General features: G+C 30.4%; 24 protein-coding genes and 1 pseudogene. 23 read left to right on the forward strand and 2 right to left on the reverse strand.

Annotation, left to right across the window (positions count from 1 at the left end):
• From Q0C58_RS01805 to Q0C58_RS01830, 6 genes and pseudogenes are all read left to right on the forward strand, one after another.
• Positions 1–447: pseudogene (locus tag Q0C58_RS01805) on the forward strand (acetyl-CoA C-acetyltransferase); the annotation flags it as partial.
• A gap of 92 nt (positions 448–539) precedes the next feature.
• Positions 540–1289 (forward strand): C40 family peptidase, encoded by a 750-nt coding sequence (locus Q0C58_RS01810; RefSeq protein ID WP_290696703.1) that lies wholly within the window; start codon positions 540–542, stop codon positions 1287–1289.
• Positions 1290–1381: 92 nt separating this feature from the next.
• A complete protein-coding gene (locus Q0C58_RS01815; protein WP_290696705.1) occupies positions 1382–3910 on the forward strand; it encodes a PIG-L family deacetylase in 2529 nt (842 codons plus the stop codon).
• A 114-nt stretch (positions 3911–4024) separates the two neighbouring features.
• The gene (locus Q0C58_RS01820) at positions 4025–5731 is read left to right on the forward strand and encodes a sodium:solute symporter (RefSeq protein ID WP_290696707.1); all 1707 of its coding nucleotides are present in this window, start codon (positions 4025–4027) and stop codon (positions 5729–5731) included.
• Between the two features lie 178 nt (positions 5732–5909).
• Positions 5910–6383 carry a hypothetical protein gene (locus tag Q0C58_RS01825; RefSeq protein WP_290696709.1) on the forward strand — a complete coding sequence of 158 codons (474 nt, stop codon included), beginning with the start codon at positions 5910–5912 and terminating at the stop codon, positions 6381–6383.
• Positions 6373–6573 (forward strand): helix-turn-helix transcriptional regulator, encoded by a 201-nt coding sequence (locus Q0C58_RS01830; protein WP_290696711.1) that lies wholly within the window; start codon positions 6373–6375, stop codon positions 6571–6573. Before Q0C58_RS01825 ends, Q0C58_RS01830 begins: the two co-directional genes overlap by 11 nt.
• A 75-nt stretch (positions 6574–6648) precedes the next feature.
• Here Q0C58_RS01830 and Q0C58_RS01835 read toward each other — a convergent pair whose 3' ends face one another.
• Complete coding sequence (locus tag Q0C58_RS01835) at positions 6649–7497, reverse strand: DUF2911 domain-containing protein (RefSeq protein ID WP_290696713.1); 849 nt, start codon at positions 7495–7497, stop codon at positions 6649–6651.
• Positions 7498–7685: 188 nt separating this feature from the next.
• Here Q0C58_RS01835 and Q0C58_RS01840 point away from each other — a divergent pair, with 188 nt between their 5' ends.
• The 17 genes from Q0C58_RS01840 to Q0C58_RS01920 all read left to right on the forward strand — a co-directional run bounded on the left by Q0C58_RS01840 (position 7686) and on the right by Q0C58_RS01920 (position 22230).
• Positions 7686–8357, forward strand: a complete 672-nt coding sequence (locus tag Q0C58_RS01840; RefSeq protein WP_290696715.1) for an aquaporin — start codon at positions 7686–7688, stop codon at positions 8355–8357.
• A gap of 84 nt (positions 8358–8441) precedes the next feature.
• Entirely contained in the window at positions 8442–9098 is a 657-nt protein-coding gene (locus Q0C58_RS01845) for a TetR family transcriptional regulator C-terminal domain-containing protein (RefSeq protein ID WP_290696745.1), read from the forward strand.
• 16 nt (positions 9099–9114) lie between these two features.
• Positions 9115–10425, forward strand: coding sequence for an AarF/UbiB family protein (locus tag Q0C58_RS01850; protein WP_290696717.1), 1311 nt, complete (start codon positions 9115–9117; stop codon positions 10423–10425).
• A complete protein-coding gene (locus Q0C58_RS01855; RefSeq protein ID WP_290696718.1) occupies positions 10426–11043 on the forward strand; it encodes a flavin reductase in 618 nt (205 codons plus the stop codon).
• Between the two features lie 37 nt (positions 11044–11080).
• On the forward strand, positions 11081–12505 hold the full coding sequence (locus Q0C58_RS01860) for an SDR family oxidoreductase (RefSeq protein ID WP_290696720.1): 1425 nt from the start codon (positions 11081–11083) through the stop codon (positions 12503–12505).
• Positions 12498–12641, forward strand: a complete 144-nt coding sequence (locus tag Q0C58_RS01865) for a DUF2256 domain-containing protein (RefSeq protein WP_290696722.1) — start codon at positions 12498–12500, stop codon at positions 12639–12641. The genes Q0C58_RS01860 and Q0C58_RS01865 overlap by 8 nt, the downstream gene beginning before the upstream one ends.
• A complete protein-coding gene (locus Q0C58_RS01870) occupies positions 12620–13933 on the forward strand; it encodes a DASH family cryptochrome (RefSeq protein ID WP_290696724.1) in 1314 nt (437 codons plus the stop codon). The genes Q0C58_RS01865 and Q0C58_RS01870 overlap by 22 nt, the downstream gene beginning before the upstream one ends.
• A gap of 9 nt (positions 13934–13942) precedes the next feature.
• Positions 13943–15475: a cryptochrome/photolyase family protein gene (locus Q0C58_RS01875; RefSeq protein ID WP_290696726.1), complete on the forward strand. Its 1533-nt coding sequence runs from the start codon at positions 13943–13945 to the stop codon at positions 15473–15475.
• A gap of 40 nt (positions 15476–15515) precedes the next feature.
• Positions 15516–17000: a deoxyribodipyrimidine photo-lyase gene (locus Q0C58_RS01880; RefSeq protein ID WP_290696728.1), complete on the forward strand. Its 1485-nt coding sequence runs from the start codon at positions 15516–15518 to the stop codon at positions 16998–17000.
• Positions 17001–17102: 102 nt separating this feature from the next.
• Positions 17103–17531, forward strand: a complete 429-nt coding sequence (locus Q0C58_RS01885; RefSeq protein ID WP_290696730.1) for a hypothetical protein — start codon at positions 17103–17105, stop codon at positions 17529–17531.
• Positions 17503–17808 (forward strand): TIGR03643 family protein, encoded by a 306-nt coding sequence (locus tag Q0C58_RS01890; RefSeq protein ID WP_290696732.1) that lies wholly within the window; start codon positions 17503–17505, stop codon positions 17806–17808. The genes Q0C58_RS01885 and Q0C58_RS01890 overlap by 29 nt, the downstream gene beginning before the upstream one ends.
• 94 nt (positions 17809–17902) lie before the next feature.
• Complete coding sequence (gene folE, locus Q0C58_RS01895) at positions 17903–18604, forward strand: GTP cyclohydrolase I FolE (protein ID WP_290696734.1); 702 nt, start codon at positions 17903–17905, stop codon at positions 18602–18604.
• 102 nt (positions 18605–18706) lie between these two features.
• On the forward strand, positions 18707–19390 hold the full coding sequence (locus Q0C58_RS01900; RefSeq protein WP_290696736.1) for an SDR family oxidoreductase: 684 nt from the start codon (positions 18707–18709) through the stop codon (positions 19388–19390).
• Positions 19391–19392: 2 nt separating this feature from the next.
• Positions 19393–19929 (forward strand): glutathione peroxidase, encoded by a 537-nt coding sequence (locus Q0C58_RS01905; RefSeq protein WP_290696738.1) that lies wholly within the window; start codon positions 19393–19395, stop codon positions 19927–19929.
• A gap of 2 nt (positions 19930–19931) precedes the next feature.
• Entirely contained in the window at positions 19932–20393 is a 462-nt protein-coding gene (locus Q0C58_RS01910) for a TspO/MBR family protein (RefSeq protein WP_290696739.1), read from the forward strand.
• A 68-nt stretch (positions 20394–20461) separates the two neighbouring features.
• A complete protein-coding gene (locus tag Q0C58_RS01915; protein ID WP_290696740.1) occupies positions 20462–20923 on the forward strand; it encodes an SRPBCC family protein in 462 nt (153 codons plus the stop codon).
• Positions 20924–20925: 2 nt separating this feature from the next.
• Complete coding sequence (locus Q0C58_RS01920) at positions 20926–22230, forward strand: deoxyribodipyrimidine photo-lyase (protein ID WP_290696741.1); 1305 nt, start codon at positions 20926–20928, stop codon at positions 22228–22230.
• 58 nt (positions 22231–22288) lie between these two features.
• Here Q0C58_RS01920 and Q0C58_RS01925 read toward each other — a convergent pair.
• Positions 22289–23143: tetratricopeptide repeat protein (locus Q0C58_RS01925; RefSeq protein ID WP_290696743.1), on the reverse strand; the 855-nt coding region annotated here is incomplete at its 5' end.

Below are 23143 nucleotides of genomic sequence, written 5' to 3' on the forward strand. Positions count from 1 at the left end.
AATGCATCTACAATAAACGATGGTGCTGGTGCAATGGTACTAATGAGTAAAGAAAAAGCAAACGAACTAGGTTTAAAACCTTTAGCAACTATAAAAGGCTATGCAGATGCAGCTCACGAACCAAAGTGGTTTACAACTGCTCCTTCTGTAGCTTTACCTAAAGCATTAAAAAGAGCAGGTGTTGACATTAACGATGTTGATTTCTTTGAATTTAACGAAGCATTCTCTGTTGTTGGTTTAGCTAACATGAAAATATTAGGACTTAACGATAGTAATGTAAACGTTAATGGTGGTGCTGTTTCTTTAGGTCATCCTTTAGGATGTTCTGGTGTTAGAATATTAATTACGCTACTAAATGTATTAGAACAAAATGATGCTAAAATAGGAGCCGCAGCTATTTGTAATGGTGGTGGTGGTGCATCTGCATTAGTATTAGAACGTTCTTAAAATAAGTAGACAGTATTCTTGCAGTAATTAGTTTTGCTAGAATGCTAATACTTAGAATTTTTATAAAATAATATTAATACAATCTAAAATAAATGCAATACGGCATTTGTAATTTAAGCATAGTTCCTTTAAGACTTGAAGCTAGCGATACCAGCGAAATGGTATCGCAAGTTTTGTATGGAGACGTGTTTAAAATTATAGAAATGCGTAAATCTTGGTGTAAAATCCGTTTGGCTTTCGATAAATATGAAGGATGGATAGATATTAAACAACTTTTTGAAATAACTAAAGAGGTTTATGATGCCATAAGACAAGAAACACCTAAGTTATCTTCAGATTTAATAGAATTTATTCAAGATAAAAATCAACAACTTTATTCTATTCCGTTAGGCTCTCAGCTTAATGGTTTATCGCTTTTAGAACACACTTTTGACGGATTAATTACCGAAGAAAAAAAAGATAAAAACGAACTAATCACGGCTGCTTTTAACTATTTAAACGCACCTTATCTTTGGGGAGGAAAAACACCTTTTGGTATTGATTGTTCTGGTTTTACGCAAATGGTTTATAAATTAAATGGCTATATGTTACTTCGTGATGCGTCTCAACAAGCAACACAAGGTGAAGCTTTAAGTTTTATTGAAGAAAGTGAACCTGGTGATTTAGCTTTTTTTGATAATGCTGAAGGTAATATTGTACACGTTGGTATTATTATGCAAGATAATTACATTATTCATGCACATGGTAAGGTTAGAATAGATAGATTAGATCATTCTGGTATTTATAATGTGGATACCAATATGCATACTCACAAACTTCGTGTTATTAAGAAAGTTATTTAATAGTTAAAGAAAACCTAAAACCTAAAATTAAAAAAGTGATTGTTTATATTTGAATACTCGTCTCTATTCGAGTCCAATTCAAATAAAAAACAATGCTTAAAACTGTTACCTCTCTCCTATTTGTTTGTTTATTATCAATAAATAGCTTCGCACAACAACCAAATAAACCAAACGCTTCAGAAATATACGAATCTATAGAAAAGCTTAATTTCTTAGGTTCTGTTTTATATGTTGCAGCACATCCTGATGATGAAAACACACGCTTAATATCTTACATGGCAAACCATGTAAAAGCACGTACTGCCTATCTTTCTTTAACGCGTGGAGATGGTGGACAAAACCTTATTGGACCAGAAATTAGAGAACTTTTAGGTGTTATTAGAACTCAAGAATTATTAGCTGCAAGACGTACAGATGGTGGTGAGCAACGTTTTACAAGAGCAAACGATTTTGGGTATTCTAAACATCCAGATGAAACTTTAGCCATTTGGAATAAAGAAGAAGTGTTAAGCGATGTTGTTTTGGCTATTCGTCAATTTAAACCAGATATTATTATTAACCGTTTTAACCACAGAACTCCAGGAACCACACATGGACACCATACAAGTTCTGCAATGTTAAGTTTTGAGGCTTTCGATTTAGCAGGCGATAAAGCAGCTTATCCAAATCAAACACAACAATACGGAACATGGCAACCAAAGCGCGAATTTTATAACACTTCATGGTGGGCTTATGGTAGTCGTGAAAAATTTAAAGCTGCAGATAAAACTAATTTATTAAGTTTTGATGTTGGTGAGTATTATCCAAATTCTGGTTTAAGTAATAACGAAATTGCAGCTTTAAGTCGTAGTCAACATAAATCTCAAGGTTTTGGAAACACAGGAACTCGTGGTAAACAAATAGAATACATAGAATTAATTAAAGGCGATTTACCAAAAGACAAAAGCAACGTTTTTGATGGGATTGATACCTCATGGAATCGTGTTAAAGCCGGAAAAGCTATTGGTAATATTCTTGAAAAAGTACAAAGTAATTTTAATTTTACAAATCCTTCAGCTTCAATTCCGGAATTAGTTAAAGCCTTCAGTTTAATCCAAAATATAGAAAACGAACATTGGAAAACTATTAAAACTAAAGAGATAAAAGCGATTATTGAAGCTTGTAGTGGCTTGTATTTAGAAGCAGCAGCTTCAGAAAGCTTTAGTAGTTTAAATAATAAAATACAATTAAACATTGAAGCTATTAATAGAAGTGATTCTAATATTGAATTATTATCTATCACTAAATCTGATGATGGAAAAACAATAGCAAAGAATATAAACTTAACAAATAACAGTTCTCAAAAATCAAAGCAAGACTTTTATGTTTCTACTGAAGACAAGTATTCTGTTCCTTACTGGTTAGAAGAAAAAGGAACCTTAGGAATGTATAAAGTGAAAAACAAAAACTGGATTGGTTTACCTGAAACTTTAAGAACTGCAACTGTACAATTTAATCTAAACATAGAAGGCACTCCTATTTCTTTTACAAAACCAGTTATATATAAAACTAATGATCCTGTAAAAGGAGAAGTGTACAAACCTTTCGAAATTATTCCTGAAGCTTCAGCGAGAATTACTGAAAAAGTAATCATTTTTGAAAACGATACACAAAAAGAAATTCCAGTTGTAGTAAAAGCAGGACGCGACAATTTAGAAGGTTCTATTGCATTAAATTATCCTAAAGACTGGAGCGTTTTCCCTAAGCAACAAAAGATAAATATTGAATATAAAGGTCAAGAACAAGTTGTTATTTTTACAGTTATTCCACCTAAAAACCAAAGCGAAGGAACCCTAACTCCAAAGGTTACAATTGGAAGTAAAGTATATACTAAAGAGCTTATTGAAATTAATTACGACCATATTCCGTTTCAAACGGTTTTACTACCTAGCGAAAGTAAAATTGTACGTTTAGATATTAAAAAACGTGGCGAAAACATTGCATATATTGAAGGTGCAGGTGATGTTGTACCAGAAAGCTTAAAACAAATAGGTTACAATGTGGTTACTATAAACCCAGAAGATATTACAACCAAAAACTTAAGTAAATTTGATGCAGTTGTTGTTGGAATTCGTGCTTATAATACTGTAGCAGCATTAAATTTCAAACAAGATATCTTGTTCGATTTTGTAGCTTCTGGTGGAAACATGATTGTACAGTACAACACAAGCCATAGACTTAAGGTTGATAATTTAGCACCTTACAACTTAAAACTATCGCGTGATCGCGTTACAGACGAGTTTGCCGATGTTACTTTTGTAAACCCTAATCATGAAGTTTTAAACAGTCCAAATAAAATTACTCAAAACGATTTTAAAGGTTGGACTCAAGAACGTGGTTTATATTTCCCTAAAGAATGGGCTAGCGAATTTTCACCTATTCTATCTATGCACGATAAAGGTGAAACACCAAAAACAGGAAGTTTACTTATTGCAAAACATGGTAAAGGACATTATATTTATACAGGTTTAAGTTTCTTTAGAGAGTTTCCAGCAGGAGTTTCTGGTGCTTACAGATTATTTGCAAATATGTTGAGTATTGGGAAGAAAGATATTGCTAATGATTCTGGACTAAAAAACTAAAACATGAAAGATAACCAACCAAAATACAAGTGGAATAAACTATTCACTTTAATATTAGTAGCTAATGCAGCGTATATAGTTGCGTTTTACATAATAACAAAAGCGTTTTAAATTATGCAAACATTAGATTGGGTTGTTTTAATAGGAACATTATTAACCATAGTAATTTATGGTACTATTCAAACCAGAGGCAGTAAAAACGTAGAAGACTATTTAAAAGGAGGTAATAACTCAAAATGGTGGACCATAGGTTTATCTGTAATGGCAACACAAGCAAGTGCTATTACGTTTCTATCTACTCCAGGACAAGCATTTAACGATGGCATGGGCTTTGTGCAGTTTTATTTTGGATTGCCAATTGCCATGATTGTTATTTGTATGGTATTTATACCATTATACCATAGATTAAAAGTTTATACAGCTTACGAGTTTCTAGAAAATAGATTCGATAGAAAAACCAGAACATTAACTGCAATTTTATTTCTTATTCAACGTGGTTTAGCAGCAGGAATAACCATCTTCGCTCCTGCTATTATATTATCTGCAGTATTAGGTTGGAACTTATTATTACTGAACGTTATTATTGGTGTATTGGTAATTATTTATACCGTTTCTGGTGGTACAAAGGCAGTAAACGTAACGCAGAAGCATCAAATGATTGTTATTTTCACTGGAATGATTATCGCTTTCGTACTTATATTAAACAAATTACCACAGGATATTTCATTTTCAAAAGCTATAGATATTGCTGGAGCTAGCGGAAAAATGAAAGTGCTTGATTTTTCTTTCGATTTGAATAACCGTTATACTTTTTGGACAGGTATTATAGGTGGTACATTTTTAATGCTTTCTTATTTTGGTACAGATCAAAGTCAAGTGCAGCGTTACTTATCAGGGAAATCGGTTAGAGAAATGCAGTTAGGCCTTGTCTTTAATGGCTTATTAAAGATACCAATGCAGTTTTTTATTCTGTTTGTTGGTGTTATGGTATTTGTTTTTTATCAATTTAATCAAGCACCTTTAAGTTTTAATCCTACTGCTACAGAAGTAGTTTTAGATTCTAAATATGCCGATGAATATAAAGCATTACAAGAAGACCAAAAGGTGCTTTTTGAAAATAAAAAAACGGTTATAAATGATTATGTTTCGCTTGATGGTGAGATTGAATCTTCTGAAATAGCATTCTATAATATAGAAAATGATAAACTAAGACAAAAAGGAAGAGACCTTATAGATAAAGCAGGTGAAGCAAAAGGCACTAAAGTTGAAAGCAACGATAAGGATTACGTATTTATACATTTTATATTAAATAATTTACCAAGAGGTTTAATTGGTTTATTATTAGCAGTAATACTATCTGCAGCTATGTCTAGTACTGCAAGCGAATTAAACGCTTTAGCAAGTACAACAACTATAGATTTATATAAACATCGTGTTGGTGAAAAAACTGAAGCACAAATGGTAAAAGCTTCAAGGTGGTTTACACTACTTTGGGGAGTTCTTGCTATTGGTGTCGCCTCTGTTGCTAATCTAGCCGAGAATTTAATACAGCTAGTAAATATTATTGGTTCCATTTTTTATGGCAATGTTTTAGGTATCTTTTTATTAGGCTTCTTCTTTAAATATGTAAAAGCTAATGCAGTATTTATTGCTGCTTTTATTACACAGTTTCTTGTAATAGGATTGTTTTTATTAGACCACTTTGAGATAATTAACCTTCCGTTTTTGTGGTTAAATTTCTTGGGCTGTGTAATTGTAATTGCAGTTGCTTTTTTGTTACAAAGTTTTAATACTAAAAATACAGATTTAGCTAACGTTTAGAGCTTAAACATAATATTTTAGAATTAACTAAAAAACACCATCAAATGATGGTGTTTTTTAGTTAATAGTCTTTAAAAGTAAAATTAATTTAACTTTTAGTAAAAATATATTGTCTTTTTGTAAAGTTTACTTTACATTTGATTAATCAATTAATTCAATAATCAAAAAATCGAACATTATGAACACAAATTATTTACTCCCAAACAAGTACAAAATTATTGGTTGGGTATTATTTCTTCCAGGATTAATTTTAGGACTCTTGTCCTACTTCGAAAATATTGATGATGATACCATCACTTTACCTGTACTTTCAATTTTAGATGAAACTTTTTATGGAAGTGATAGAAGAGAATTATTCTCAATCATTACAACAGGTGTTTTAAGTGAAATTATAGCAATTATGATTATTACTGGAGGTCTATTAATTGCACTCTCTAAAGAAAAAATTGAAGATGAGTTTATATCAAAATTAAGAACAGACTCTTTTGTTTGGGCTATGATAGTAAATTATATTGTTTTACTATTAGCAACAATTTTTATTTATAACATGACATTTTTTGATGTCTTAATTTTTAATATGTTTACACCTCTTATTTTCTTTATCATCCGTTATAACTTCTTAAAACTAAAATCTAATAGCAATGAAGAATAACATAAAAGTACAACGTGCTATTCTCGATTTAACACAAGCAAGTCTAGCAGAAAAAATAGGCGTTAGCAGGCAAACCATTAATGCAATGGAGAAAAATAAGTATGTACCATCTACAGTACTCGCTTTAAAACTATCAAAATTATTTAAAATTCCTGTAGAGGAAATATTTCAACTTGAAGATCATGAATAAAAAAAGCGCAATCTCACGATTGCGCTTTTTTAAATATCTAAGAACTCAAAGATCCATAGATCGATTAATCAAATATTACATTGCTCCCCATTCTTTAAGAGAATCTTTGTTTAATTTAACATAATCAGTATTTCCAGCTTTCTCTGCTCCTGCTAAAGATGCTTTTGCAGCTTTTATTGCATTTTTCTTGTTACCAGCTTTTGCATGGATTAAAGATTGTTGACGTAGTACCCAAAATTTTGGAGCATCTTTACTCATTTCTACAGACTTATCAATCCACTCTACAGCTTGCTTGATATCTCCATTAGACTCTAAGTTATAACGAGCTGCAGCATAATAATCTCCAGCAGCAGGTCCTGCCATTGTTTTAGTAATACTTGCTTTCACTTTTTTAGAAGTTGGTACATCAATTTTTACTCCAACATAAACGTTTTCCCATAATATACCTAAAACTGCAGAATCATTAGATAAATCGTCAAAAAGCATAGTAAATGTTTCCATTTTCATTGGCATTTTCATAGCATCCACAGTTACCTTAGAAGCAACTAAGCTCTCATCCCATTTTTGTGGTGTTCCCCAATTTTCAGTATCAGAATAGAAAACAACTTCCCAAGACTTATTGTTTGGTGTTGTAAAAACAGAATAAGCTCCAGCTTTTACTTCTTTACCTCCAATAGTTACATTATCGCTAAAAGACACAATAGTGTTTTTGTTAGCTCCTGTTCTCCATATTTTTCCATAAGGCACTAAGTCTCCAAAAATAGTACGACCTCTCATTCCTGGTCTTGAGTACTCTAAAGTCATGTCTGTTAAACCAACTTTCTGTTCTACTTTTGTAAATGGACTTGGTTGTGGTGTTTCAATTTGAGCATTTACAGTAAAAGAGGCTGCAAATACCAATACAATCATTACTAAATTTTTCATAATATTTAAATGTGTTAGTGTTTTTTTAATGCTGGTAAAATTACGCATTTGTTAATATTGTTATTGTTAATAAAACCATAAAATAAGAGATTGTATCTTTGTATAATAATTCAAATATTTTTTTCTGACCATATTTCGAAGTAAATAAGGAAAAAATTTAAAGATTACCGCTTTCGCGGAAAGTAAATATGAAAAAATATTACGCTGAAACTATAGGAACATTCGCCATGATATTTTGTGGAACAGGAGCTATGACCATAAACGAAATCACCAATGGAAGTATCTCTCACGTAGGTGTTGCAACTGTTTGGGGATTAATTGTTATGGCCATGATTTATGCTTTTGGAGACATTTCTGGAGCACATTTTAATCCTGCAGTGTCTATAGGTTTTGCTATTGCAAAAAAGTTTGCTTGGAAAGAAGTACCAAAATATGCTTTAGCTCAATTAATAGGTGCCGTTTTAGCTAGTGGGCTTTTGTGGTTTCTTTTTCCCGAAAGTCAGTTTTTAGGTGAAACTGTTCCATCAGATGGCTTTCCGCCTTATAAAGCTGCTATTTTAGAATTTATTCTCACTTTCTTTTTAATGGTAGTCATTATAAATGTTTCTACTGGAAGCAAAGAAATTGGAACAATGGCAGCTGTAGCTGTTGGAAGTATAATATTACTTGAAGCTATGTTTGCAGGACCAATGACAAAAGCATCTATGAACCCAATTAGATCTATTGCTCCTGCTCTATTTACAGGGAATTTTCAATATCTATGGTTATATATTTCTGCTCCCATTCTAGGAGCTATTATAGCAGTTTATGGCTGTAAATTGGTTAAAGAAGAACAATGCTGTGATACCAAAAATTGCTAAATCATAATCTTATATTAATTTTGTTTAACAAAACACCTAAATAGTTAAACATTTTGTATCTTTATGCTATCTAATAATTATATGATGGCTAAAAAGAAAAATATTGCAGAGAATGATATCATTTCATTCTATATGGATTATGTTTTAGAACATGATCATCAACCTAAATCTGTTTACAGCTTTGCAAAACACAACAACTTTGATGAGTCAAAATTCTATGAATATTTTGGTAATTTTGAAGCTGTAGAAAAACATGTCTTTAAAGCGTTTCATGACAACACTATAGCTGCATTACACAAGAGTGAAGACTACACAGGTTTTGAGCCAAGAAATAAATTACTAAGTTATTACTTTACGTTCTTCGAGAACTTAACAGCCAATAGAAGTTATGTTGTTTATGCTTTACATCAGCACAAAAACAGTTTAAAATCTTATAAAGCATTAGCAGAACTAAAATCTAGTTTTACACACTACATCAAAGACTTAGGTATTGAATTAATAGACATTAAAGAAGAACGTTTAGATAAAATACAAAACAGAGGTCTCACAGAAACTGCATGGTTACAATTATTACTAACTATGAAATTCTGGATAGATGACACCTCTTCTAGCTTCGAGAAAACCGATATTTTTATTGAAAAATCTGTAAACACAAGTTTCGATGTGCTAAATATTGCGCCTCTTAAAAGTTTAATTGACTTTGGAAAATTTATTTTCAAAGAAAAAGTAAAAATGAACTAATAAAACAAAATAACTATTGAAAACTATAGATAGAATACCAACTTCAAAAATACAACGTGCTTCTAAACTAGTACAAACTGGTGCAAAAGTTGGCGTTAATTATCTTAAATATTATGGAGATAAATTAACTAAAACTGAAGACGAAGCTAAATCTCGTTTAAACGAGAATAATGCTGAAGACATTTACGACGGTTTAAAAAAACTTAAAGGCAGTGCTTTAAAAGTTGCACAAATGTTAAGTATGGAAAAAAGTATTTTACCACAAGCATATGTGGAAAAATTCTCATTATCGCAATTCTCTGTTCCTCCACTTTCTGCACCTTTAGTAATAAAAACCTTTAAAAAATATTTTGGGAAATTACCAAATGAAATCTACGACACCTTTGACTCTACTTCTGTAAATGCTGCCAGTATTGGCCAAGTGCATTTAGCAGAAAAAGATGGGAAGAAACTTGCTGTGAAAATTCAATATCCTGGTGTCGCAGATAGCATTTCTAGCGATTTAGCAATGGTAAAACCTATTGCTATTCAAATGTTTAACATTAAAGGGAAAGATAAAGACAAATATTTTGAAGAAGTAGAAAGTAAACTAGTAGAAGAAACCAATTATGTTCTTGAAGTAGCACAGAGTAAAGAGATAGTTGCTGCTTGTAAACACATTCCAAACTTAAAATTTCCAGAATATTATGAAGAACTATCTTCTGAAAGGATAATAACCATGGATTGGATGGAAGGTGAACATTTAAGTGAATTTACTGCTTATAACACAGACCAAGACAAAGCAAATAAGTTAGGTCAAGCATTATGGGATTTCTACATGTTTCAAATGCATAAATTAAAAAAAGTGCATGCAGATCCACATCCTGGTAATTTTTTAATCTCGAAAGAAGCTGAGTTAATAGCTTTAGATTTTGGGTGTATGAAAACAATTCCAGATGAGTTTTATGTACCTTATTTCGAGTTAGCAAAAGAAGAAAGCATCAATAATCCTGAAATATTTAATGAAAAAATGTTTGAATTAGAAATTCTTCGTGAAGATGATTCTCCTGAAGAATTAGAATTCTTTTCTATCATGTTTCACGAAATGTTAAGCCTTTTTACACAACCATTCCATGTAGAGACTTTCGATTTTTCTAGTTCAGAATTTTTTGGTAAAATAACAGAGCTTGGTCAAAAATATAGTAAAAGCACAGAGTTACGTAAAATGAATGGTAATAGAGGTTCTAAGCACTTTATATATATAAATCGTACTTTCTTTGGCTTGTATAATTTAATGTTCGATTTAAAAGCAAAAGATATTAAAATTAACAATTTCAAAACATTATAAATGCAGTATTTTAGTTTAGAAAATATTAATGCACTTAAACATTTATATAAAATAAACCTTATCAATAGTTGTTCTGGATTTAAGTCTGCAAATCTTATTGGTACTAAATCTAAAGATGGTATAGAGAACGTTGCAGTATTTAGTTCTGTAACTCATGTAGGTTCAAATCCTCCAATACTTGGTTTTTTTAGTAGACCAACAACTTTTACTCGAAATACGTATAACAATATTAAAGAAACTGGTGTTTATACTATTAATCCTATACATGAATTAAATTTTGAAGAAGCCCATCATACTTCAGCTAAATACGAATCAGGTGTTTCAGAATTTGATAAAACAACATTAGTTTCAGAATATAAAACAGATTGCCACGCACCTTTTGTTAAAGACGCTCCTATTCAATTGCAAATGAAATTTGTTGGAGAATACAATATAAAGGAAAATGGAACTATTTTAGTTTTAGGAGAAATTCAAGGTTTATTTATTAAAGATGGACTAGTAACAGATGATGGTTTTATAAACCTTTCGCAAGCAAATATTGCAAGTATTAATGGTTTAGATGGTTATGCGTTTCCAAAATTAAAAGAGAGATTACCTTACCAAAGACCAAAACTATAAACAATTATTAATAATAATTAACCAATAATTTGAAGACATGAAAATACTTGTTACAGGTGCTACAGGTTATATAGGTAAACGTATTATACCTTTACTTATAGAGCAAGGCCATACTGTAATTTGTGCAGTTAGAGGTAAACTTAGAAAAGAAAAACGGTATAGTGAAGAAGATAACGTTCAAGTTATAGAGGTCGATTTTTTAAATAACGATACTTTAAAAAATATTCCAGAAGATATAGATGCTGCTTATTATCTTATTCACTCTATGTCGAATTCTATTTCTAGTTTTCAGAAAATGGAAAACGATTGTGCCATTAATTTTAAACTTGCTTTAGAACAAACTAATTGTAAGCAAGTTATATATTTAAGTGGTATTACAAACGATACAAAACTCTCTACTCACCTATTATCTCGTAAGAATGTAGAAAAGGTGTTAGAATCTTCTAAATATGCATTAACGGTATTTAAAACAGGAATAATTGTAGGTTCTGGAAGTTCGTCTTTTGAAATTATTAGAGATTTAGTAGAAAAACTACCTGTAATGGTGGCTCCAAAATGGTTAAATACAAAAACACAACCTATTGCAATTAGAGATGTACTTACCTTTTTAACCAGAGGTTTAGGAGATGAAAGATTATACAACACATCTTACGATATTTTTGGACCCGAAATACTAACATATAAAGAACTTTTATTAAGTTTTGCAAAGTCAAGAAACTTAAAAAGAACCATTATTACATTTCCAATAATGACAGCTCAATTGTCTAGCTACTGGTTATACTTTGTAACCTCTACATCTTATAAGCTTGCTAGAACATTAGTAAATAGTATGGGAGTTGAAATCATTGGAAATACAAGCGACATTAATAAAATACTTGATGTAAAACCTATGAGTTATGATAAAGCTTTAGAGTTTGCATTCGTTAAAATTAAACAAAATAGTATAGTTTCAAGCTGGAAAGATTCTTTTGCAAGTGGCAACCAAAAAAAACAAATTTCTAGTAAATATATTAACGTTCCAAAATATGGTTGCTTTAAAGATATTAAAGAACAAAAAGTTTTAGACGATACACGCACATTTGCAAAAATATGTGCCATTGGCGGAGAAAACGGTTGGTATTATGGAACCATATTGTGGAAGATACGTGGTTATATAGATAAGCTAGTTGGTGGTATTGGTCTTAGAAGAGGACGTACAAATAAAAACACCATAAAAACTGGTGACGCTTTAGATTTTTGGCGTGTACTTTTAATAGACGAAGAAAACAAACGTCTATTACTTTTTGCAGAGATGAAGCTACCAGGAGAAGCATGGCTTGAGTTTAGAGTTGCTAAAGGCAAAGTTTACCAACGTGCTATTTTTAGACCTAAAGGCTTGGCTGGAAGATTATACTGGTACAGTGTATTCCCTTTTCATGGGTTTATATTTAAAGGAATGATAAATAAACTTGCAAATGCCTAAAGGAGTTAAAAAACAAAACTTACCCTCTAAAACCTGTATTACTTGTGGATTACCTTTTTCATGGCGAAAAAAATGGGCAAAAGAGTGGGGAAATGTAAAATATTGTAGTAATAAATGCAGCAAAAACAAAACGTAACCAGTTTAGTTTGGTTTAGAAAAAACTTAAGAATAAAAGATAACAATGCGCTCTCAAACGCCATAAATAATAGTGAAACTGTAATTGCAGTCTATTGCTTTGATCCAAAACATTTTAAAGAAGATAGGTTTGGTTTTAAAAAAACAGAAAAATATAGAGCAAAATTTCTAATAGAAACTATAATAGATTTAAAAGCACAGCTATTCAATTTAGGTATTCCACTTTACGTTTATAATGATTATCCTGAAACGTGTATTGCTAATTTAGAAGCACAGTTTCATTTTGATGCTTTATACCTTCAAAAAGAATGGACCAAAGAAGAAAATGATGCTTACAATTTAGTAAGAACTGTTTGGGATGAAGATTTTACGATTTATCAGGACTATGATCAGTTTTTATATCATCCTGAAGATTTAAATTTCGAAATTAAAAATTTACCAATCGTGTTTACAAATTTTAGAAAACATGTTGAAAAGCAATCTAAAATAAGAGCTGAAAGCAAAATTTTTAATAATGAAAAACAGCAAGTCCCTCTAAAAAACACAACCAGTATTCCAACTTTACAAGATTTAGGTTTCGAGGATTTCGAAAACCATCCACATTCAGCATTTCCTCTAAAAGGAGGTGAAACCGAAGCATTAAAACATTTAGATTATTATTTTTTTGAAACCAAAAAACTTGGGTTTTATAAAAAAACGAGAAACGGTTTAATAGGTAAAGACTTTAGTTCAAAATTCTCACCTTGGTTGGCTAATGGAAGTTTAAGTGCTAAAACTATCTATTACAAAGTTAAAGAGTTTGAAGCCCTTCATTTTAAAAATGAATCTACTTATTGGTTAATTTTCGAACTCATTTGGAGAGATTATTTTAAATATGTTTCTTTAAAACATGCTAATAAAATCTTTAAAATTGGTGGTATTTTAGACAAAGAATACCAGTGGTACACTTTCGAAAAAGACATCCAGAAATGGATTAACGGACAAACAAATGAGCCTTTTGTAAATGCCAACATGATAGAGTTACAAAAAACAGGATGGATGAGTAATCGTGGCAGACAAAATGTGGCAAGCTATTTTTCAAAAACACTAAAACTAGATTGGCGTATTGGTGCTGCTTACTTTGAGTCTATGCTAATAGATTACGATGTGCACAGTAACTATGGAAATTGGCTTTATGTTTCTGGTGTTGGTAACGACCCAAGAGATAGAAAATTCAATGTTAAACTACAGGCAGAACGGTATGATAGTAATGGAAATTTTCAACGTTTATGGTTACAAGATTCATTATTTTAAAAATATAATTTGAAAACATTAAGATTAATTTTAGGAGACCAACTTAACAGTAAACACTCTTGGTTTCAAGGCGAACAAGGTAACTATGTGTATTGCTTGCTTGAAATGAAACAAGAAACAGATTACGTAAAACATCACATTCAAAAAGTGATTGGCTTTTTTGCAGCCATGCGTGAGTTTTCAAAAGAGATAGAATCTAAAGGCTGTGAGGTTGTTTATTATAATTTGGATTCTAAGAGTAATACTCAAAACCTTTCAAGTAATCTTAAACAGTTAATTGAAACACATGGTATTGAAAAATTTGAATACCAAGAGCCAGATGAGTATAGGTTAGACCACCAACTTTCTACATTTTGTAAAGCACTTTCTATAGAAACCGAAATACATTCAACAGAACATTTCTATACTAAAAGACAAGATTTAGCCACCTTTTTTAAAGATAAAAAGCAATGGCTTATGGAGAAGTTTTATCGAGACATGCGTAAAAAGCATGACGTTTTAATGGTTGCCAACCAACCAGAAGGTGGGAAATGGAATTTCGATAAAAGTAACAGAAACAAATGGAAAGAAAAGGAAAGTATTCCTGATTTTAAGGCGTTTAACAATGAAGTTTCAGATATAGTTAGCCTTTTAAAGTCTGAAAACATTGAAACTATTGGCCATTTTAAATCTAAGTATTTCGAGTATCCAATTAATAGAACGCAAGCACTTGAGCAACTCAAATATTTTTGCGAACATTTATTAGTTCATTTTGGTGATTATCAAGATGCAATGCATACAGAGCAAGTTTACCTCTTTCACTCGCGTTTATCTTTTGCAATGAATTGTAAAATAATTTCACCAAAGGCTATTGTAACTACTGTTTTAAATTATTGGAGAAAGCATGGTGAAGACATTAATATTTCTCAAGTTGAAGGCTTTATAAGGCAAATTATTGGCTGGCGAGAATACATGCGTGGTATGTATTGGGCTTTAATGCCAGATTATAAATCTTTAAACTATTTAGAAAACACAAACAAGCTGCCAAATTTTTTCTGGACTGGTAACACAAAAATGAATTGCCTAAAAAACGCGATAAACAATTCTTTAGATAATGGTTACGCACACCACATACAACGTTTAATGATTACTGGTAACTATGCATTACTTACCCAAATTAATCCAGACGAAGTAGACGCATGGTATTTAGGCATATATGTAGATGCTGTAGAATGGGTTCAATTACCAAATACACGTGGTATGAGCCAATTTGCAGATGGTGGGAAAATAGCAACAAAACCCTATGTTTCTAGCGGAAGTTATATTAATAAAATGAGTAATTATTGTGATGATTGCCATTACAATAAAAAAGAAAAAATAGGCGATAAAGCTTGCCCTTTTAATAGTTTGTATTGGAATTTTTTAGACGATAAACGCGAAAAGCTAGGAGATATTTTTAGAATGAAAATGATGTATAGTTTATTAAATAAGATGAAAGCTGAAGATTTATATGAATTAAAAAAAAGAGCAAAAAATATTATCGTAAATCCAGATAGTTTTTAAATTTTTAGAAATAAAAATAATCCTGACGTCTCAGGAAATTATGAAGCAAGAATTACAAATAGTTTGGTTTAAAAGAGATCTTCGTTTACAAGATAATGAAGCTGTTGAACGTGCTATAAATTCTGGTAAACGTGTACTTTTTCTTTACATTTTTGAAGACTTTTTAATTAACGATAAACATTACAGTTCTCGCCATTGGAATTTTGTAAAACAAGCACTCGAGGATTTAAACCATTCTTTAAAAGCTTTAGAATCTCAAGTTTTAGTAGTTAATGATACTATTGAGTCTGTTATATCAAAACTACAAGAACACTATACAGTAACTCATATATACTCGCATCAAGAAACAGGAATTTTATCAACATTCGAGCGTGATTTAACCTTTGCTAAATTTTGTAAAAAAGAAACTATTGTTTGGACAGAAAACAAAAACAACGCTATTATTCGTGGTATAAATAGTAGAAAGACTTGGTTTGAAGATTGGAACGATTTTATGAATCTTCCCTATCACCTATTCCAACCAAAAGAAAAGCAATTGTTATTAATTAATGAAATTAAAACTTTAGAAATAGATTTTAATGTAACAGATTTAACAACTTTTGAAAACAAAAATTTTCAAAAAGGAGGTACAACTACAGGATTAAAATATATGCGTTCATTTTTTAAAGATCGCTATTCAAATTATATGTTTCATATAAGTAAACCTATAGAAGCAAGAACAGGTTGCAGCCGTTTATCACCTTACATAGCTTGGGGAAACTTATCGGTTAGACAGGTTATAAATTTAGCTGCAGAACTAAGAGAACAAGGCAAACACAAAAGACATTTAAATGCATTTATGTCCCGTTTACGTTGGCAAGCACATTTTATACAGAAATTTGAAATGGAGCATTTAATGGAATTTAATAGTGTAAATAAAGGCTATCATAATCTTAATAAGTTAGAAAATAAAGAGTATCAAAAGGCTTGGAAAACAGGACAAACAGGTTACCCATTAGTAGATGCTTGTATGCGATGTTTAAACGAAACGGGTTACTTAAATTTTAGAATGCGTGCTATGGTTGTTTCTTTTTTTACTCATAATTTATGGCAACCTTGGCAAGCTATGAGCGAACATTTGGCTGCTATGTTTTTAGACTTTGAACCTGGCATACATTATCCACAAATACAAATGCAAGCTGGTGAAACTGGTATTAATATGTTACGTATTTATAACCCAATAAAAAATAGTATAGAGCATGACCCAAAAGGCGAGTTTATTAAAAAATGGGTTCCAGAACTAGCAATGCTTGAAGCACCTTATATTCACGAACCTCAAAAGCTGTCTTATTTCGATCAACAATTAACAGGTTTTGAACTTGGTAAAGATTATCCGTTTCCTATTGTTAATGAAAAAGAATCTCGAAATAAAGCAAGTAAAATACTTTGGAATTTAAAAGATGATACTCTTGTTAAAAAAGAAGCTTATCGTATTTTAAAACGCCACACTGTTAACAATAGAAAAAGAATGGTAAATGCTAACTAAACACGTTAAATATAATCTTTTGTTAATAGTGTTTAACTTTTTAGATTAAACGTTAAACATTTTGTAAATTTGTTAAACTAACTAATAACAAAGTGTTCCCTCATGGTTTTAGATACTACATATTCTAGTAAAGAGAATAAAGAATTAATAAAAAAATTAGTTGGTAAAGCCTTTGGTTTTTATGACATTTTAAATTTAAAAGGAATAGGTTCTAAACGCATGGTTATTGATGATGTTAGTCCTAACCTTAAACAATATCTAAATTCAGTATCAGATATTAATTACGGAAACATAGAATTGAGACCCAATGGTGTTTTAATTCATATAACAAAAGGTTTACAAAATTTCACTTGGGCAATACCTTACTACCAATTAGTAATTTATAAAACTAATGGTTCTAGTATTCACGCACAAGGTAAATTTGTTCACTTTAAAAATAACATAATGTTAAAAGAAAATAAGCCATTTTTTAATAAGCTTTTAAATGAAAAAATAAAATTTGATGAGCAGTATAATTTCCAAACCCAATAGTCCAGAAAACTTCACGATAGAAGATATAGACCGCATTATAGAAATGGCATGGGAAGACAGAACTCCTTTTGATGCTATTACCTTTCAATTTGGCATTAAAGAGCAAGAGGTCATAGAACTCATGCGTAGAGAAATGAAATCTAGTAGTTTTAGAATGTGGCGCGCTAGAGTTCAAGGTAGAAAAACAAAACATTCTAAAAACAGAAACTTTGAAGATGGACGTTTTAAATGTTCAAGACAAAAACAAATAACACACAACAAAATAAGTAAGAGGTAAATATTGCTATGACACGAGCTAAGGATTAATATTTGTTTGAATATTAGATTTGAAGCGAACTGCATCTGACATATTAATAAAATAAGAAATACAGATGAAAAAGACTGATTTAGAATTGCTTACAAATGAAAATAACTTAAACACAAATGACGACTCTATTAAAACCATTGGTGACAGTCACTGGTTTACAGGTTTAAACACACCAATGAGAGAAGATGCTTTTGAGGTATCTAACGATGATAAAAAAGAAAAAATTGCAGATCTTTTTAAAGAAATAATGACTGTTCTTGGTTTAGACCTAGCAGACGATTCTTTAAAAGGAACTCCAAAGAGAGTAGCCAAAATGTATGTTGAAGAATTATTTTCGGGTTTAAATCCTTTAAATATGCCAGACATTACATTATTTGATAATAAGTACCAATACAACCAAATGCTTGTTGAAAAAAACATCACGTTTTATTCTAACTGCGAGCACCATTTTGTTCCAATAATAGGTAAAGCACACGTTGCATACATATCTTCAGGAAAAGTTATTGGTTTATCAAAATTAAACAGAATAGTTCAACATTTTGCAAAAAGACCTCAAGTGCAAGAGCGTTTAACTAACCAAATAGCAAGTGAATTAAAAACGATATTAAACACAGAAGATGTTGCAGTAATTATAGATGCAAAACATTTGTGTGTTTCGTCTAGAGGTATTAAAGACGATGCATCTACAACTATAACTTCTTATTATGGTGGAGCCTTTAAAACACAAGCCAAAATTGTAGAATTACAGAATTATTTAAAAGATTAACAATAAACATTTAAATTGAAGTACTAGTGCTATAGAAAATTAAACTAAAGCCAGCCAATACAAAATAGTAACTTCTATAAAATCTAAAAAAAGTATTTTTATATGAAAAACATTGTAGTTATAGGAGGGAGTAAAGGCATTGGAAAAGCAATTATATCTAGTCTTGTTGAAGGTAATAAGGTTTATAATATTAGTAGAACAGAACCTGAACAAACACACACAAACCTAAAACATTATCCATGTGATGTCCTAAATGATGATCTGCCAGAAATAGAATTTGTAGATACTTTAATATACTGCCCAGGAAGTATTAATTTAAAACCAATCTCTAGATTATCTCTTGATGATTTTAGAGAAGATTTTGAGATTAATGTTATTGGAGCCGTAAAATCTATACAACATTATTTGCCAAAAATAAAAAAAGGAAATACTCCTTCTATCCTTTTGTTTAGTACAGTTGCTTCTAAATTAGGTATGCCATATCATGCTAGTGTTGCTGCTTCAAAATCTGCTATAGAAGGTTTAACAAAATCTTTAGGTGCAGAATTAGCACCAAATATTCGTGTTAATGCAATTGCACCTACAGTTACAGATACCACATTGGCATCAAAGTTACTACGTAACGAAAAAATGATTGAGAATATTAAAGAACGTCATCCTTTAAAGAAATTTTTAAATCCTGAAGAAGTTGCAAATATGGCAGAATTTCTAACTTCTGAAAAAGCGGCTTCTATTTCTGGGCAAATTTTTGAAATGGATTGCGGTATTGTAAGTTTTAAAATTTAAATATGAATCCTTTTAAAATATTTGCTAGTACTTTTTTTTCTAAAGAAAAAAATCAGATCAATAGAATTGAAGCTATATACAATGTAGAAATTAATAGTCTTAATGGAAAACCTATTATATTTTCAAAGTTTAAGGGCAAGCACATTTTATTTGTAAATGTAGCTTCTAAATGTGGTTTTACTAATCAATACAAAGAATTACAAAATTTACATGACAAGTATAAAGATGCATTAGTAATTATTGGAGTACCTTGTAATCAATTTGGGAACCAAGAACCTGGAGGAGCTAATGAGATTGAAACATTCTGTCAAGTAAATTATGGTGTAACATTCTTAATTACTGAAAAAATTGAAGTAAAAGGAAACAAAACACATCCATTATACAAATGGTTAACACAAAAGAGCATAAACGGTAGCTCTAGTTCTACAGTAAAATGGAATTTTCAAAAATATTTGGTAAGCCCTAAAGGTGAATTAGTAGATTACTACTACTCCACAACAAAACCTAATAGTTCTAAAATAACGAGACATTTAAAATAGTTATGAAGTTAACCAAGCAAATAATTTTCTTTTTAACAATTAACTTTGGAGGCTTATATATAGGGAACTTATTAATGGCTAATGGTCCAAAAACAAGTTGGTACATAAATCTGGATAAAGCACCTTGGACTCCACCAGGTTGGGTTTTTGGTGCAGCTTGGACACTAATAATGATTTGTTTTTCAATCTATTTAGGCTATTTGTTTTTAAAGTACGACAGTAATAAACTTCGATTAGCATTTGCGTTACAAGTGTTTTTAAATGTAATATGGAACTATGTGTTTTTCAATCAACATCTAGTGTCATTAGGTTTGGTTGTTATATCTGCATTAACTATTGTTATTTTCACCCTTTTCTTTAGTAATTTCAAGAATATAAAAGATAAAAGCTATTTACTTTTACCATATATGGTTTGGTTATTAATTGCCACATCTTTAAATGCTTATATATTATTAAATAACTAATGCTATAGTAAAGTCTGTTTTTAAAAATTCAAGAAAAATTATTTTAAATAACATTTTCAAGTACAAATATGAAAATCTACACACTACATAAAAAACAAAAACTACCCATAACTTTAGAACAAGCTTGGGCTTTTTTGTGTAATCCTGAAAATTTATCGAAACTTACACCTTCGGAAATGAATATGAAAATTGTTTCAGGAGCAGACAAGACTATGTATGCTGGACAAGTTTTACAATACAGTGTTACTCCGTTAGCAGGTATAAAAACAAAATGGGTTAGTGAAATTACGCAGTTTGAAGACAAAAAATATTTTGTAGACCTGCAATTATATGGACCATATGCTTTTTGGCATCATAAACATTTTATTCATGAAATCGAAGGAGGTGTTGAAATGGAAGATATTATAGATTATAAGGTACCTTTAGGTTTTTTAGGTCAACTTATTCATCCTATTTTAGTAAAACCTAAATTAAATGCCATTTTTAATTTTAGAAAAGAACAATTAGAAAAAATGTTTGGTAAATACTAGAAATGAAAAAAGCAATAAATATATTTTGGTTTAGAAGAGATTTGCGTTTAGAAGACAATCATGGTTTTTTTAAGGCCTTAAAAAGTGATAAACCAGTATTGCCAATCTTTATTTTTGATGAAACAATACTAAGTAAGCTGCCAAAAGATGATGCTCGTGTAACTTTTATACATGAATGTTTAGAAGCAATGCAAGACACTCTAAAAAAGAAACATAATACAACTATTGCTTTATATTATGGTACTCCAGAGGTTATTTACAAACAATTAATAGAACGTTATACAATAGAATCTGTTTTTACAAATCGTGATTACGAACCTTATGGCATTTCTAGAGATAAAAATATAGAGACACTATTAGCCTCTCATAACATCAATTTTAAGACCTTTAAAGATCAAGTTATTTTTGAACGAAATGAAATTGTAAAAAAAGATGGAACACCTTATAGAGTTTATACTCCTTTTTCGCGTATTTGGATAGATGAATATAAAAGGAATGGAATTACTTTTTATCCTTCTGAAGAACTTTTAAATAATACTATAAAGCCTCAAGAAGCCTCGAATTTAGAGTTAAAAGATATTGGTTTTACTGAAGCTAAAGTTAAAGTCCAAAAATATACAGTAACACCAACTTTAATTGCAGACTATGAAGCCACAAGAAATTTTCCTGCTCAAGACAATACTTCAAAATTAGGTCCACATTTACGTTTTGGAACTGTAAGCGTTCGTAAAATGGTAAATGAAGCATCTAAACAACAAAATATTACTTTTTTAAAGGAATTGATTTGGCGAGAATTTTTTATGCAAATACTATGGCACTTTCCACATACTGCAAAAGACAGTTTTAAGCCAAAGTACGACAGGATAGAATGGCGAAACAATGAAACTGAATTTAAAGCTTGGTGTGAAGGTAAAACAGGTTATCCTTTGGTAGATGCTGGAATGAGACAACTAAACCAAACAGGTTTTATGCACAATCGTGTACGCATGCTTGTTGGTAGTTTTTTATGTAAACATTTACTAATAGATTGGCGTTTAGGTGAAGCCTATTTTGCTTTAAAGCTGCATGATTACGACATGTCTAGTAATATTGGTAATTGGCAATGGGTTGCAGGTTGTGGTGTGGATGCTGCTCCATATTTTAGAATTTTTAATCCTACCACTCAAATAGATAAGTTTGATAAGCAGCATGACTATTTAAAAAAATGGGTTCCAGATTATCAAGAGCTTACTTATTCTACTCCAATTGTAGAGCACAAAGCAGCTAGAGAGCGTTGTTTAAAAGTTTATAAAGAAGCGGTTTCTTGATAAAGAAAAGGATACTATTTTTAATTAAGTTTATTAAATAGGTTATTACAAAATGTATTTAAAAACTAAATTTTAATTTTAAAGCTTTTACTTTTTCAGTTTGTTCTAAAGCTTTATAAATACTATAAAGTGTTTTTACAAATTCAGGATTATTACTGTCTATTTCTAACACTTTTTCTAGATAAGGAATTGCTTCCCAATACACATCCTTTCTTTTAATAGCAAGTTCATCGTAGCGATTATTATCTTTTTTAGAGTTTCCAAGGTTATTCATTTCCTTAATTATTTCAAATTCTTTGTTAAGAATTATTGCAGATAAATTTACATACGCATTAATATAATTTGGATTAATTTTAATAATTCTCTTGTAAAATTTTATGGCTTCTTTTTCTTGATTAGATTGTGCAGATACTACACCTAAATTATATAAAACATTCACATTTTTTCTTTCCTTTTTTGAAATTTTCCCAAGCTGTTTTTTAAATGTTTCTATATCTCCTATTTTATAATAAATATTAGCTTCTGTAAGTCTTAACTCTTTATCTTTTGGATTCTCTTCTATTGCATATTTAACAGCTTGAAGTGCTTTTTCATTTTCACCAAGTTCAATATAAATAAGAGCTATATTTTTTACTATTTCTGGCTTTTTAGATTTCGTTTTACGTTTTCTTGGCTTTCTATAAAAACTAGATTTCACTAAAGAATCTCTAACTTTCCTAGAGCTAAATAATTCATTTTTTTTGGTAGCCTTATTTATTGCATAGTATTCAGTTGTAATTCCTTTGTAGTCTAAGTTTTTTAGCTTTAAATAATATTGAAGTGCTAATTTGTGCTCTTTTGCTGTAACTGCGCTTACAGCTGCAAAATATAAATAGTCTTCCTTATTATTATTATTATTATTATTATTATTATT

The organism is Lacinutrix sp., from assembly GCF_023299985.1.
Classification (GTDB): Bacteria; Bacteroidota; Bacteroidia; order Flavobacteriales; family Flavobacteriaceae; genus Lacinutrix.